The organism is Eudoraea sp., from assembly GCF_039969275.1.
Classification (GTDB): Bacteria; Bacteroidota; Bacteroidia; order Flavobacteriales; family Flavobacteriaceae; genus Eudoraea.
Genome location: NZ_JBDVOC010000010.1, coordinates 395,419 through 409,871, shown reverse-complemented (window position 1 = coordinate 409,871; position 14,453 = coordinate 395,419). Strand labels below are relative to the sequence as shown.

General features: G+C 36.0%; 13 protein-coding genes. 6 read left to right on the top strand and 7 right to left on the bottom strand.

What is annotated here, in order from left to right:
* Positions 1-5 precede the first annotated feature (5 nt).
* Positions 6-824 (top strand): orotidine-5'-phosphate decarboxylase, encoded by an 819-nt coding sequence (pyrF, locus tag ABJH90_RS09680; RefSeq protein WP_348138779.1) that lies wholly within the window; start codon positions 6-8, stop codon positions 822-824.
* Between the two features lie 6 nt (positions 825-830).
* Here the strand turns inward: pyrF and ABJH90_RS09675 are convergent, their stop codons facing one another.
* Positions 831-1,097: a hypothetical protein gene (locus tag ABJH90_RS09675; protein WP_348338083.1), complete on the bottom strand. Its 267-nt coding sequence runs from the start codon at positions 1,095-1,097 to the stop codon at positions 831-833.
* A 171-nt stretch (positions 1,098-1,268) separates the two neighbouring features.
* Here ABJH90_RS09675 and ABJH90_RS09670 point away from each other — a divergent pair, with 171 nt between their 5' ends.
* Positions 1,269-1,781, top strand: coding sequence for a hypothetical protein (locus tag ABJH90_RS09670; protein WP_348138775.1), 513 nt, complete (start codon positions 1,269-1,271; stop codon positions 1,779-1,781).
* Positions 1,782-2,080: 299 nt separating this feature from the next.
* Here the strand turns inward: ABJH90_RS09670 and ABJH90_RS09665 are convergent, their stop codons facing one another.
* Together ABJH90_RS09665 and purU are read right to left on the bottom strand one after the other, a co-directional pair.
* Positions 2,081-3,046 (bottom strand): carbohydrate kinase family protein, encoded by a 966-nt coding sequence (locus ABJH90_RS09665; RefSeq protein ID WP_348138773.1) that lies wholly within the window; start codon positions 3,044-3,046, stop codon positions 2,081-2,083.
* Positions 3,047-3,124: 78 nt separating this feature from the next.
* On the bottom strand, positions 3,125-3,976 hold the full coding sequence (purU, locus tag ABJH90_RS09660) for a formyltetrahydrofolate deformylase (RefSeq protein ID WP_348138771.1): 852 nt from the start codon (positions 3,974-3,976) through the stop codon (positions 3,125-3,127).
* A 143-nt stretch (positions 3,977-4,119) separates the two neighbouring features.
* Between purU and ABJH90_RS09655 the strand changes: the two genes are divergently transcribed.
* Positions 4,120-7,557, top strand: a complete 3,438-nt coding sequence (locus ABJH90_RS09655) for a methylmalonyl-CoA mutase family protein (RefSeq protein ID WP_348138769.1) — start codon at positions 4,120-4,122, stop codon at positions 7,555-7,557.
* Between the two features lie 67 nt (positions 7,558-7,624).
* On the opposite strand, the gene ABJH90_RS09650 is transcribed toward ABJH90_RS09655, so the two are convergent.
* A complete protein-coding gene (locus ABJH90_RS09650; protein WP_348138767.1) occupies positions 7,625-8,062 on the bottom strand; it encodes a hypothetical protein in 438 nt (145 codons plus the stop codon).
* 119 nt (positions 8,063-8,181) lie between these two features.
* Between ABJH90_RS09650 and ABJH90_RS09645 the strand changes: the two genes are divergently transcribed.
* Together ABJH90_RS09645 and ABJH90_RS09640 are read left to right on the top strand one after the other, a co-directional pair.
* Entirely contained in the window at positions 8,182-8,631 is a 450-nt protein-coding gene (locus tag ABJH90_RS09645) for an Lrp/AsnC family transcriptional regulator (protein WP_348138765.1), read from the top strand.
* A 313-nt stretch (positions 8,632-8,944) separates the two neighbouring features.
* Complete coding sequence (locus tag ABJH90_RS09640; protein ID WP_348138763.1) at positions 8,945-10,369, top strand: alpha/beta hydrolase; 1,425 nt, start codon at positions 8,945-8,947, stop codon at positions 10,367-10,369.
* Here the strand turns inward: ABJH90_RS09640 and ABJH90_RS09635 are convergent.
* Positions 10,356-11,042 (bottom strand): DJ-1/PfpI family protein, encoded by a 687-nt coding sequence (locus ABJH90_RS09635; RefSeq protein ID WP_348338081.1) that lies wholly within the window; start codon positions 11,040-11,042, stop codon positions 10,356-10,358. The two genes, ABJH90_RS09640 and ABJH90_RS09635, sit on opposite strands and share 14 nt — an antisense overlap.
* Before the next feature lie 56 nt (positions 11,043-11,098).
* A complete protein-coding gene (locus ABJH90_RS09630; RefSeq protein WP_348138759.1) occupies positions 11,099-12,307 on the bottom strand; it encodes an MFS transporter in 1,209 nt (402 codons plus the stop codon).
* Between the two features lie 206 nt (positions 12,308-12,513).
* Between ABJH90_RS09630 and ABJH90_RS09625 the strand changes: the two genes are divergently transcribed.
* The gene (locus tag ABJH90_RS09625) at positions 12,514-13,173 is read left to right on the top strand and encodes a DUF1684 domain-containing protein (RefSeq protein WP_348138757.1); all 660 of its coding nucleotides are present in this window, start codon (positions 12,514-12,516) and stop codon (positions 13,171-13,173) included.
* A gap of 78 nt (positions 13,174-13,251) precedes the next feature.
* On the opposite strand, the gene ABJH90_RS09620 is transcribed toward ABJH90_RS09625, so the two are convergent.
* A complete protein-coding gene (locus ABJH90_RS09620; protein WP_348138755.1) occupies positions 13,252-14,415 on the bottom strand; it encodes an outer membrane beta-barrel protein in 1,164 nt (387 codons plus the stop codon).
* Between the last annotated feature and the right edge of the window lie 38 nt (positions 14,416-14,453).

The following is a 14,453-nucleotide window of genomic DNA, read 5'->3' as shown; positions in this document are numbered from 1 at the left end:
TCAGGATGAAAATTGAACACTTAGTTGAGCAAATCTATAAAAAGGAATCCTTTCTCTGTATAGGTCTGGATACGGACCTGGAAAAAATACCAGAGCATCTCCTAAATGAAGAATCACCAATTTTTTCTTTTAATAAGGCCATTATTGATGCTACCCATCACCTTTGTGTAGCCTATAAACCAAATATTGCTTTTTATGAAGCTTATGGTTCCATGGGTTGGGATGCGTTGCGCAAAACTATTGAATACCTTAATGAATTTTACCCTGAATTATTTACCATTGCAGATGCAAAACGAGGTGATATAGGGAATACTTCATATAGATACGCAAAAGCATTTTTTGAAGATTTGGATTTTGATTCAATCACGGTTGCACCCTATATGGGCAGGGATTCTGTTGAACCATTTTTATCTTTTGAGAACAAACATACCATTCTACTGGCATTGACTTCAAACGAGGGTGCCTTTGATTTTCAGACAAAACAAATTGGCGAAAAGAAGCTGTATGAACAAGTTCTGGAAACATCAAGATCATACAAAAATTCTCAAAATCTAATGTATGTAGTTGGAGCTACAAAAGCCAGTCATTTAGTAGAAATCCGCAAAATAATTCCGGATAGTTTTCTTTTAGTACCGGGGGTAGGTGCACAGGGTGGAAGTCTGGAAGAAGTTTGTAAATATGGTATGAATAAAAATGTTGGGATATTAGTGAATTCCTCAAGAGGGATTATCTACGCCTCGACAGAGCAGGATTTTGCAATTATGGCAGCGCAAAAAGCTGCCGAATTACGCGATAAAATGGCAAAAGAACTTAAAACAAATTGAGTTATACTACACAAAATTCTCCAACAATTTCTTAAGCTTTCGTGCCTTCAATTCAAAAAATTCAGCAAGCTTATCATCTGTAGTCTTAAAGTCTGATGCCTTCCTTAAAAAGTTCTGATATTGGGATTCAATTAGGGCCAGGGCCTTTTGTCCACTTGTTATTGGAGTAATCGCTCCCACTTTACAATATTGATTATCCATGATCACATTCTTTGTTCTTACAAATATACGACCAAAACGAAGGTTTGGATGTTCACTTCTATATGTATTCACCTAAAAATCAGGTGATATGTCTAATTTTTAACTAAATTGTTGAATATATACCCATTATGCCTTCAAAAAAATAAAATTGGGCAAGTTTTCCGGTTATTTGTGAATACAGAAAACGAATCACAAATAAGGCTTAATTTAATTCACCATAGCTATCAATTGATAATCAATTCCTTGAATAAAAAATATTTAATATTAATAAGCATTTTTCTTGCTACAGCGTTTGGAACCTGGGCGCAATCTTCAGATTGTAATTGCTGTTCAGAAAACCATGACGATTTCGATTTTTGGGAAGGTAAGTGGGAGGTTACTAATACAGATGGAACTGTTGCTGGTAAGAATACAATAGTGAAAATGCAAGACGGCTGTGTTCTAAAAGAAAATTGGGTTGGAGCCAAAGGGAATTATACCGGTACTAGTTTAAATTTTTATAATGATAAAACCAAGCAATGGGAGCAACTTTGGGTTGATAATTCCGGAAGTTATTTGAAACTGACGGGTAATAGAATAGAAAATCAAATGATCCTGAAATCTGAGCCTATTGATCATAAGGATGGCAAGCAATATGTAAATAAAATTACCTGGACCCTAAATAATGATGGAACAGTAAGGCAACTCTGGGAAATCATGAATAATGGTACATTGGTAAATGTGGCTTTTGACGGTTTGTATAAGAAAGCGGATTAACTAAGACATTAAGACAATTGGGGAATAAAAAAACCGGTGCTTCCACCGGTTTAAACTAACTAACTCAAAAAATACTAACTCAAATAATTCGTTTAAGGATATCTGCCTTATAAGTCAGCAGAACTACAATATTTTAAAAATTGTAGTGATTTACCTTCAAAATTTTAACGTTAATATATTATGTTTATTGCAAGGATTTTAAGAAATTTTCACTTATTGCTTTAAATTATACAGAATTCATTGTAAAATCTGAATGTAATTGGATAATTTATTGGTGACTTAGGATACCCATACGATTTTCAATAGTGATCGGAAATTAACTTCTCCGTTTCTGTTTTGTTTTTAAAAACATCAAAAGTTTTTCCCTGTGTACGCAGGGCACCAAGAGTATTTGCATATTGCGCAGCTCTAATTGGGTCTTTGTAAAAAGAAAACCCATAGGCCAAACCACCGGCAAAAGAATCCCCACATCCTGTAGTATCTACAACATCTTTCATAAAAACAGATTTTATAAATTTTTTCACAGTAGTACCATTTTCCCTATAATAAACGACGCAACCTCTTGAGTCTAAGGTAACATAAAAATAAGTAACCCCCTTGGACAGCACGTGTTCAGCCATTGCATCCAAATGATCGGTTTTATCTTCTTCATAACTCGTCATTTCCTCATATTCATATTCGTTTTTAAACCAACACGCCTGAGATTCTTCAAGATTCATTTTAAGAACATCAATATAGGGAAGCCATTCATCCATATCCACCCAAAACTTTCGGTATCGATCTCCGGTCATACTCATTGTCGTAGTAGGCCCATGCGCATCAAAAATTATCAACCCTTTTTTATGCTGTTTAATATAACTCAGAGTACTAAGGGAAACTTCGAAGTCTGTAATAGGAACAAAAACATACGCATCAATATCATCTATATCTGAAATATCTTTTGGTAAGATAGGTCTCATACAGGATGTTTGTTTCTCTAATCGATTATTTTGATCTATAAACCTCAATTCTATAACAGTGCCTCTGTCTTCCTCATTCCTAATGTGAGAAGTGTCAATATTTGAATAAGGTTTAAACACTTCCAAAATAGGATCAAAATCTTTTTGATGAACATTGGTGATAGGAATAACAGTTCCTTCCTCTCCCAATAGTTTGGATAAAGCAATTACAGGATGTGTTACACAACCATATTTTTGTATTACCTCGTCCTGATGCGTGTAGATGGTATCTCTTGGTATTGGACCTAAAACTGCAATTTTAACCATTTGCATAAATCTTTGTAAAATATTATTCTGTTAATATACTAAATAATATGCGGGGTAAAAAGGGCTTATACTTTGAGGTTATGAGAATATTACTGTTTTATTATTGTAAACCATTGTTTTCCTGTTTACATGAAGTTGAACGGCCCTGGAAAGTACAATTTTTTCCAGATCGCGTCCTTTGGCAATAAAGTCTTTCACTCGGTGTGAGTGAGAAACCATTGTAACATCTTGCTCAATTATGGGTCCTGCATCCAGAGCTTCCGTAACATAATGGCTGGTTGCCCCAATGATTTTCACACCCCGTGCAAATGCGGCATGATAAGGTTTGGCTCCGGCAAACGCGGGAAGAAAGGAATGGTGAATGTTGATTATTTTGTTTGGAAAATGATCTATAATTTTACTGCTTATTATTTGCATATATCGAGCCAATACTATAAAATCTGTATTATGGGATTTTAACAGTTCCAATTGTTTCTTCTCAGCCTCGGCTTTGGATTCTTTAGTTACAGGAATATAATAGAAAGGGATTTCAAATTGTTCAGCAATATGTTTAACCTCTTCATGATTGCTTAAGATGAAAGGGATCTCCACCTCCAGTTCGCCCGATTTATATCTGCTGAGCAGGTCATACAGGCAATGGTTGTATTTAGATACAAAAATGGCCATTCTCGGTTTTAGGTTTCCAGGATGTATGTTCCAATTCATCTCATATGGGAGTGCCAATTTCGTCTCAAATTCTTCTTTGAATTCAGAAAATGCAATCGTGTTACTTGAAAACTCACTTTCCAGACGCATAAAAAAAACACTGAGCTCTTCGTCAACATGCTGATCCAGGTAAACGATATTTCCTCCTTTATTGTGTATAAACCCGGTTATAGCACTTATTATTCCCGATTGATCCGGGCAGTGAATAAGAATTGTGTTTCTCAAAATGATATATTTAAGCCTATAAAATTATAATATTAGGAACAGAGGCTTGGTGAAACTAATGATTTTTATAAAATTCTGATTGCAAGGTGATTTTTTTTGCATTTTCCGTAAATTGCTAACCTAAAGAAGGCCAAAAATTATCAATGGAACAAAATAAAGTCTATAAACCAAAGAATAAAATAAGAGTGGTTACTGCGGCTTCTCTGTTTGATGGCCATGATGCAGCCATTAACATTATGCGGCGCATTATTCAGTCTACAGGAGTAGAGGTAATTCATTTAGGCCACGACAGAAGTGTTGATGAGGTTGTAAATTGCGCTATACAAGAAGATGTCAATGCCATAGCAATGACTTCGTATCAAGGTGGTCATAATGAATATTTTAGATATATGTATGACCTTTTAAAGGAGCGCGGAGCTGGTCATATTAAGATATTTGGTGGTGGTGGAGGTGTAATTCTGCCGTCAGAAATAGAGGCCTTGATGAAGTATGGGATTACCAGGATATATTCACCTGATGATGGTCGGACAATGGGATTACAAGGAATGATAAACAACCTTGTAGAACAGAGTGATACACCGGTTCCCGACTTAATTCTAGATAAAGGAACCACCCTCATTAAAGCTTTAAAGAGAAAACAACCAAAGACTATTGCACGGCTAATAAGTCTTGCGGAAAACAGGCCTTCTGAATTTGAAGAACTCTTTTCCGGAATTCGCCAGGATAAAAATCATGTCCCTGTGTTAGGAATAACAGGTACGGGAGGTTCTGGAAAATCTAGTTTAGTTGACGAACTCGTTCGGCGATTTTTAAGGGATTTTCCAGAGAAATCAATTGGTTTGATATCTGTTGATCCTTCTAAAAGAAAAACAGGAGGAGCTCTTCTGGGTGACCGGATCAGAATGAATGCTATAAATGATGATCGGGTGTATATGCGATCCCTGGCAACACGACAATCCAATTTGGCATTATCTAAATATGTCAATGAGGCCGTTGAAGTACTAAAAACAGCTGCCTTTGATCTGATTATTCTCGAAACCTCGGGCATTGGCCAGTCAGACACAGAAATAATTGAGCATAGTGATGTTTCCCTTTATGTTATGACCCCTGAATTTGGTGCTGCAACTCAGCTTGAGAAAATTGATATGCTCGATTTTGCTGATCTGGTTGCGATAAATAAATTTGATAAAAGAGGAGCTCCCGATGCCTTAAGAGATGTAAGGAAACAATATGTACGAAATCAAGGACTATGGGAAACAGATGTTGAGACTTTACCGATATTTGGCACTATAGCTTCACAATTTAATGACCCGGGCATGAATCGTTTATACAAAGCGGTTATGCAACAATTAACAGAAAAGGCAAGAGCAGATCTTGCTTCAACTATAGTGATCAGCCAGGAAATGGATCAAAAGGTATTTGTTGTGCCGCCATCCAGGACACGATATCTTTCAGAGATTGCGGAAAGTATTAAAACTTATGATACTAAAGTGTCACATCAGGTTGAAGTAGCCCAACAATTATATGGAATTTACAAAACAATAGCAGGTCTTTCTCAGACCCCACCAGAGTTAACTAGTGCGGGAATAAAAGCTTCCAGTTTGGAAATTTCAGAGGAAGGTGAAAAAGATAATTTAATTCAACTTTTATTAGTTGAATTTGAACGGGTAAAACTCAATTTTGATCCTTATAACTGGGAGATTATACTCAACTGGGATAGTTTTGCAAATAAGTATAAAGGCCCTACTTATGTTTTTAAAGTTAGAGAAAAAGAGATAAGTATAGATACGCATGTTGAGTCACTATCAGGCCTTGCAATTCCCAAAGTGGTTTTGCCTAAGTATAAAGCGTGGGGAGACTTGCTTCTATGGCGATTACAGGAGAATGTACCTGGGGAATTTCCATATACTTCCGGACTTTATCCCTTTAAAAGGACAGGTGAAGATCCCACACGAATGTTTGCAGGTGAAGGAGGACCTGAACGCACAAACAGGAGATTTCATTATGTAAGTCTTGATATGCCTGCCAAGAGATTGTCTACTGCATTCGATTCTGTGACACTCTATGGTAATGATCCTGATCACAGACCCGATATTTATGGAAAAATAGGGAATGCAGGAGTATCTGTTTGCTGTCTTGACGATGCCAAAAAGTTGTATTCCGGTTTTGATCTGAGCGATCCCATGACATCAGTTAGTATGACCATAAATGGACCTGCACCAATGCTGTTGGGTTACTTCATTAATGCTGCAATTGATCAAAACTGTGAGAAGTATATACATCAAAATGGTCTCGAAAAAGAGGTAGAATCAAAAATCAAAGCCCATTATGGCAGAGATTTAAAAAATAGACCAAAATATGAGGGCATTTTACCGGATGGAAACAACGGTCTTGGTCTTTTTTTACTGGGTATAACTGGAGATATAGTACTTGCCCCTGAGGTGTACAAAACCATTAAGCATGAGACTTTAAAAACAATCCGCGGAACAGTCCAGGCAGATATTCTAAAGGAAGATCAGGCACAAAATACCTGTATCTTTTCAACAGAATTTGCATTGAGACTTATGGGGGACGTTCAGGAATATTTTATTCTCAATGAGGTAAGGAATTTTTATTCTGTATCGATTTCGGGTTACCACATAGCAGAGGCCGGGGCAAATCCTATTACCCAATTGGCTTTTACGCTGTCTAATGGTTTTACCTATGTTGAATATTACCTTAGCCGGGGAATGGATATTAACAAGTTTGGTCCCAACTTGTCGTTTTTCTTTTCCAATGGAATAGATCCTGAGTATGCAGTAATAGGAAGAGTCGCAAGGCGTATTTGGGCCAAAGCTATGAAAGACAAATACGATGCGGATTCCAGGGCACAAATGTTAAAATATCATATACAAACATCCGGTAGAAGTTTGCATGCGCAGGAGATTGATTTTAATGATATTAGAACCACTTTGCAGGCTCTCTATGCCATTTATGACAATTGTAATTCATTGCATACCAATGCATATGATGAGGCTATTACCACACCAACGGAAGAATCGGTTAGAAGAGCAATGGCGATTCAATTGATTATTAACAAGGAATTAGGTCTTACCAAAAATGAAAATCCGCTTCAAGGCTCCTTTATAATTGAAGAACTTACAGATCTTGTAGAGGAGGCTGTTTTACTTGAATTTGACAGAATTACTGAGCGCGGGGGTGTTTTGGGTGCAATGGAAACTATGTACCAACGATCCAAAATTCAGGAAGAAAGTATGTACTATGAAACACTGAAACATACAGGTGAATATCCAATAATTGGTGTAAACACTTTTTTAAGTTCTTCAGGATCACCTACCATACTCCCTGCCGAGGTTATTAGGGCTACAGATGAGGAAAAACAGCAGCAAATTAATACTTTACAAGGCTTGCAAATACGAAATAAGCTAATTGCTCAAAAACAGTTGAAAGAGCTACAGGAAACGGCCATAAAGAATGATAACATATTTGAAAAACTTATAGAGGCGACTAAAGTTTGCTCATTAGGCCAAATTACACATGCATTATTTGAAGTAGGAGGGCAGTATAGAAGAAATATGTAAAGTAATTATAGGAAAAACCCGGAATTTAAATTCATTAAAGCAATGTATTATTCCTTAAGGGCCTTATTTAGTAGCCCATATAATCATTAAATCCCCAGCTTGAATCACCACCATTTTTACCGATAGACTTTCTCCATTTCTTAAAAGATTTTCTAAAACTATGGATTTCTTTCCGAAGTAAATCCACATATTCTCGTTCTTTTAATCCATCCTTTTCCAGTCCGTTACAATAGGAGATTATGTTATCTATCATAATATTAATAAATGAAGCACTTTTCATTCGAACAGTAAATGATTCTGTAGATTCTGCTTGTGCAATCTGTTGCGGGATTAAAATGGCGTCAGTTAATAAAGAATCTGCAATATGATCTCTTAAACTATTGGATTGGTACAATTTCAGTAAATCCTTGTTGTGGGAAACAAACGAGGCAATTTCTCTGCTCATAGTGCAAAGTTCCATCGCTTTTCTGTAAACCGGTAAGGTTCTTAAGTTTTTGTAGGGCATTTTCTCTTTTAGCAAATATTCTACTATAAAGTTACGTTCAAATTTCAGATATTATCTTTAAAATATAAAGCAATTTTGTATTTTAGCTTTATAAACAATATTAATTAAGATAATTTACTTTGAATAGCAAAATAGATGACTTAAATTGGCGCATCCTTAAACTCCTGCAGGAGAATTCGAGGCTGTCATTGTCATATATTGGAAGGGAGGTGGGGCTAACTCCACCAGCAGTGGCGGAGCGTGTCAAAAAAATGGAGGACCTTGGAATTCTCGAAGGTTTTAATGCAAAAGTATCGTATACCCTGGCAGGTTATCAACTAAAGGCAATTATTACATTAAGAGCTTTTATGGGTAAATTGAAGCCTTTTCTTGAGATGGTTAAAACTCTGGAGGAAGTTATAAATTGTTATCGGATTACGGGTGATGAAAATATTATAATGGAGGTAGTTCTAAAGGATCAGACTCATCTCGAAAGATTTATCGATGAACTTATTAGATATGGCGAAACCAGGACACATATTATTCTGTCTGATGTAGTCTCTGATGCACCGATAAAGCGACTTAAGTAAAGTTTGTTAATTGAGTCTGGAATATGGTAAAGGAGTCATGTCTATTGCCGGCTGGATTAGATATAATGAAAGTAATTAAATTAAAAATTATTCTTTTAACAGAATTTTATAACCGGACATCCGGGTGTAGGAAATAAATAGTTTTGAATATTTGTTGTTGAAGGATTTAATTACTTAATTTATCTATAGGTTGTCACGAGGTTGTATTTTTTATAAGTAATCCAATATACAATCTTAAAGGTTTTTCAGTAATACTTTGAACATTTGTAGAATTCTTAACTATTTTGGCCAGGTTTTTGATTATTTCAGAAATATGAAGCGAGTTTTATTTCTTCTTTTATTTGTAAGCTTGGCTTATACCGGCAGTTCACAAACAAGACAAGCGGTATTTAAAAAAGGAAAGATTATAGATTCTGTCCGCATCAACGATTCAATTTCCGAAACATATAAATTATATCTTCCTAAAAAGTTTGATGGTAAGGGTACATGGCCCGTCATATTTGTTTTTGACATGGAAGGCAAAAATGGCCAGGCATTAAACATTTTCAAGGTTGCGGCAGAAGAGCAGGGGTTTCTACTTGCTTCGTCTAATGATATAGGCGATACGCTTTCAATTTCAAAAAATGTTTTAATTACCAGTAGGATGTTTCAGGAAGTTGCAGCGCTTTTCCCTTTGAATAGAAATAGAATTTATACTGCCGGATTTTCGTCCGGAGCTAAGTTTGCCGCTCTTGTACCTTCATTTATAAAAGAGGTTGAAGGTGTAATTTCATGTGGATCTTTTGTTCCAAGTGTTGAATTATTAGACGAGAAAAATCCTTTTTACTTTGTTGGAATTGTTGGGAATGAGGATTTTAACTATCCTCAAATGTTACAGGGCAGAGAATTGTTGAACAAAATGAAATTCCCCAATGATCTGTTGGTATTTGATGGAGGTGAAAGATGGTCAGATTATAGCCTTATAGGCAAGGCATTAAAGATACTTACACTTTCGGCTATAGCTAAAGGGAATGTCGCTAAAAATGATGAATTTGTGATGAATTCTTATGGCCAAAATTTGAAGGACCTTAAACTACTAATTAATTCAGGTCAGTTATTAAAGGCATATAACTTACAAAGTGAAATAATATCTATTTACAGGCCACATCTGGAAGTTGATTCATTGAGGGAGCAACTTAAAACCCTTAAAAAAGAAAATAGGTATAGATCTCAAAGACGAAATTTAAATAATGTTCTTCTTCGGGAATCATTTATAAAAGAGGATTATGACTATAATTTATTTGATGACTTATCTGCTCTGAATTACAATAATCTGGGATGGTGGAATTATCAGATGGAGGAACTCAAAAAATATGATAAGAAGCTGGATCCATTCGAACAACAAATGGGAAAACGTTTATTGGGGTATCTAAATGCACTTATAGAAGATAATATAGATATTGAAAAGGAGTATCCAGTTGTTAATGACGAGGCATTAAGTTTTCTCTGGATGTTGAAAACTATAACAGAGCCTAAGGCTTATTCATATTACTTAAATATTATATCCGATAGTTCTAAATACGAAGATTTTGGTACGGCCTTATTTTATCTGGAAGAATTGTTAAAAAATGGCTATGAGGACAAGGCACGCCTATATTCATTGGAACATACAGCCCTATTGAGAATTATGCCCGAGTTCAATGCCATAGTAAATAAGTATCTAAAGGGGTCTCGTTATGATGCCATTATTGAGGAATAGTTTTTTCAATTAAATTAAGATCCCAATCAATTACTAATCCTTTGGCAAGAGATTTAGTCACTTCTTTTCCATAAAGGTACTCGCAAAGATATAAAGAGGCTTCGAAGCTCTTTGCTCCACCCGCAGAGGTTATGTATTTACCATCATGCACAAACAGTACACTGTCCTTTACTTTTAGAAGAGGAAACATCTGCCTGTATTTTGCAATGTCGCTCGGAAAAGTGGTAGAGGTAACCTTGTCTAACAAGCCGGCTTTTGCCAGAACAAAAGCGCCATCGCAATGTGAAGTCATAAATAACGCATTCTTGTCTACCCTTTTTACAAAATTAAGCATGGCAGTATCTTTTAAATCCGTGTCCAGGTGATGTTCGGCACTGGGAATTACCAGTATATCTATTCGTGGAAGGGAATCTCTTATGTAATTAAAATCCGGTAATATGCGCAGTCCCTCAAAAGTAGTAATTGGCTCTAAAGTGTTAGCCACCGTAAAAGTATTCATGGCCTTGATGCCTTCTCTGTATTTTGTATGCTGAAAAATGTCATATGGGGCAGTAAATTCTGTATTATATGTGCCATCCATAATTAAGAAGGCAACATTATAATTATCAGGATGTAATTCAATAGCTCTTTTAAGAATGTTTCCTGAAGTTTTGGAATGATTCTTTTTTTCCATGCATCCGGTAATTAAACCAGAAAGAACTAAGAGTGAGAGAAATATTTTCATAGCTTTTACTTTCGGGAATTTCTTAGAAGTAATTTTTTCAATAACAAAAGTAACAAAATGCCAAGTAAACCTACAAAAGTGGCCAAATACCAGGTGGTTTGATAACCTAGCCTGGCAATGGAAATCATCCCCGAATTATGTGCGAAAATGTGAGAGATTGAAAAGGAAATACTATAAAGGGCCATATACTCTCCTTGCCTGCCTCTTTTTGCCCTATCCATGGCAAATGCATTAGAGAACGGGAACGCTATCATTTCTCCAAGTGTCATCAATAACATCCCTATAACAAGGATACCAATCCATGTGGTGAAAGTTAGTATTAGAAAACTGAAAGTAACTAGCATTAAACCAATTATCATATTGGATATTTTAGATGAAGACCTTGTTTCTAAAAACTTTATAAGGGGCATTTCAAATACAAATATTAAGAAACCATTCATGGCTAATAGTAGACCTATCTGAGTTTCACTTAATGCGTGCACATCGTTATAGTAAATTGGGATTGTAGAAAAGTACTGCACAAATATGAATCCGAACAGCACCATTGCAATAATAAATACCAAATACGGCACATCTTTATATGCAGATAACGGCATTTTATTTTCAACGCTATCAAGGACTTTAGCCTTTTTAGGATTTAGAAGTACTAATAACAATATACCTGCTGCGATACAGCTAAGACCATCTATCCAAAATAACCCAGAGTAACCTAAGGTACCAATAATTAGACCGCCAAGTGCTGGTCCGGCAGAAAATCCAAGATTTATTGCAAGACGTATAAGAGTTACGGATCTGGTTTTGTTTTCAGGCTTACTATACGTGCTTAGCGCCACAAATGTTGCGGGTCTGAATGCGTCCGCAATGATCATTAACACAAAAATACCTCCACAAATTGTCCAAAATGAATCAAGGTATTGAAGTATTATAAAAAGAATACCAGTCAATATCAGACTTACAAGCATCACAGGGTATGAGCCAAACATATCCGTTAATTTACCTCCCAGCCAGGCACCTATAAGTGATCCTAATCCAAAACAACTCATTATAATACCGACATTTTCCAAAGTAAAACCGAGATCCTGGGTAAGATAAAGTGACAAAAAAGGGATAACCATCGTCCCCGCTCGATTAATAAGGGTAATTAAAGACAACCACCAAACCTCTTTGGATAATCCCTTAAATGAATTTATGTAGCTAGTGTATACTGATTTCATTCCGTCTAAATCATAAAAAAGCCTGACACTCTTGCCAGGCTAAAACCGATAAACCAGAATTGATTCTAAAACTAGCAGCGCTGTTTCCTTTGATAAGGAAATGCTTTAACCAGCCTCAGAATTAACGATCTGTTCATATTAAGTCTTACAAAGTAAAAATATATAAAAAAAAAGAGATGTTGTATTTTTGATGTAAATATGTGTCTATGAATAAAAAACTTTTGTTTGGTATCATATGTCTCTTTGCTTGTGTCATAGGATGTGCAGATAAGCGGAAATATCACGATACTATAAAGTCGGACCTTATTGTATCAGATAATTCAGAGATAGTTAAGGAGATTTTATTATTTCAAAAGGAACTCAATGAAGAATTCAAAAACCCGGATACTTCTCCACTGCCTGACAGGTATCGAAAAGATTTTGAGGGATTAGATTTCTTTCAACCGGATACTTCATTTAGAGTGATAGCTTCCCTGGAAAGGACAGTAGATGCCATTCCTTTTATGATGCCTACTACTACTGATCGCCTTTCTGAAGAAGTAGTATACGGGATTGCTAATTTTACTGTAAATGGGAAAAACTATAGTCTTGAAGTTTATCAAAATCTGGAGTTGGTGGAAACCGTAGAATATAAAGATTATCTCTTTCTGCCTTTTTTGGATAATACGAACGGCGAAGAGACATACACCGGTGGTCGCTATCTGGATTTAGCAATTCCAGAAGGAAATTCAATTATACTTGATTTTAACAGAGCTTATAATCCATATTGTGCATATAATAAGAAATATTCCTGTCCTATTGTCCCAAAAACAAATAGCCTGAATACTAAAATCAAAGCTGGGGTGAAAAGCTTTAAACATAAGTAAAATAAATAGGCCCCGATGTGTTACCATCAGGGCCGGCATTTATTTAACTAAACATAACAAACCAAACTTTTTTTCTTCCTAGAAAGCGAATACAGCTGCCAATAGGAAAGAAGATAGGCTTTTAGACGTTTCTAAATCCTTATTTAAAAAGGCATCATCTGAAGCGTTGTCTAATCTTATTTCTGGAATTATTTTAAGGTAATTGCCTATTGTCACATTTCCTGAAAGGGTGACAGCGAATACGTTAGAATCTTCAACTCCGGTTCCAATGGCTCCAAAATCACCAATTTCTTCAAAATACTCACCTCTTAAACCAAGGGTAAAGACCTCAGAAAAAGTGTATTGCGGATATAATGCAACACCGTAGAAACCGAGATCATCTGGGGTATCTTCATCAAAACTTACATCACCGGTATCCTGATAAGTGGCATTTATTCCGAGGAAGAAATCTTCACCAATGTTAAATCCTCCAGTATAATCTATCTGGAATAGATTGTTAATGTCTGGTTCCTCAATAACTCCATCATTGACAATTTTGTCGATTCCCTGTTTTCCGTACAAGAAGTTAAGGAATTGACCTGCATAACCGAGCTGGGCTCCAAAACTAAAATCGCTTTGCCGGGCAGCAGATGTAAAATCGGTTTGATTCAAAATGGCTACCATGGCCGACCAGTCATTTCCTAAATCAAAATCTGCTTTCAGACCAGTGTGGGAAAACGGGCCGTAGGAGAACATATAAGAAGTACTATAATTAAAATTCGCAACTGGTGAGATTACCTCATATCCCAGAAATGTGTTGAAATTTCCTAGAGTAAGAGTCACTTTATCGCTGACGTTCCAATAGACATACAACTGGTTCACGATGCTGGTAGGCCCCGAATCATTAAATACGGCATCTTCACCTCTGGGTCCAAATACCAGGTCAGCTACAAAACCCACTTTTTCGCCTTCGTATCCTGCTATAAAATTAACCATACCTATTGCAAAACCATTATCATTGGCGAATGATGAACCGGGTGCAGTTGCAGGTATTTCGCCTATCTCCTCACCACCTTCTACAATTGGTACTACGCTGTTCAATCCGTTGAAATTTGTACGATAATACGCGTCTACCGAACCGCTAAAAGAGATTTTCTTTTTTTCTTCTTCCTCTTCTTCTTGTGCAAATGCGGCTGATCCCAGCAATAGCATTGCTAAAAGAAATAAATTTTTTATGTAACTTGTATTTGTAAATAATTTCATAATTCAATGTTTTTGAGATTCCTGTTTAAGGAATGCGT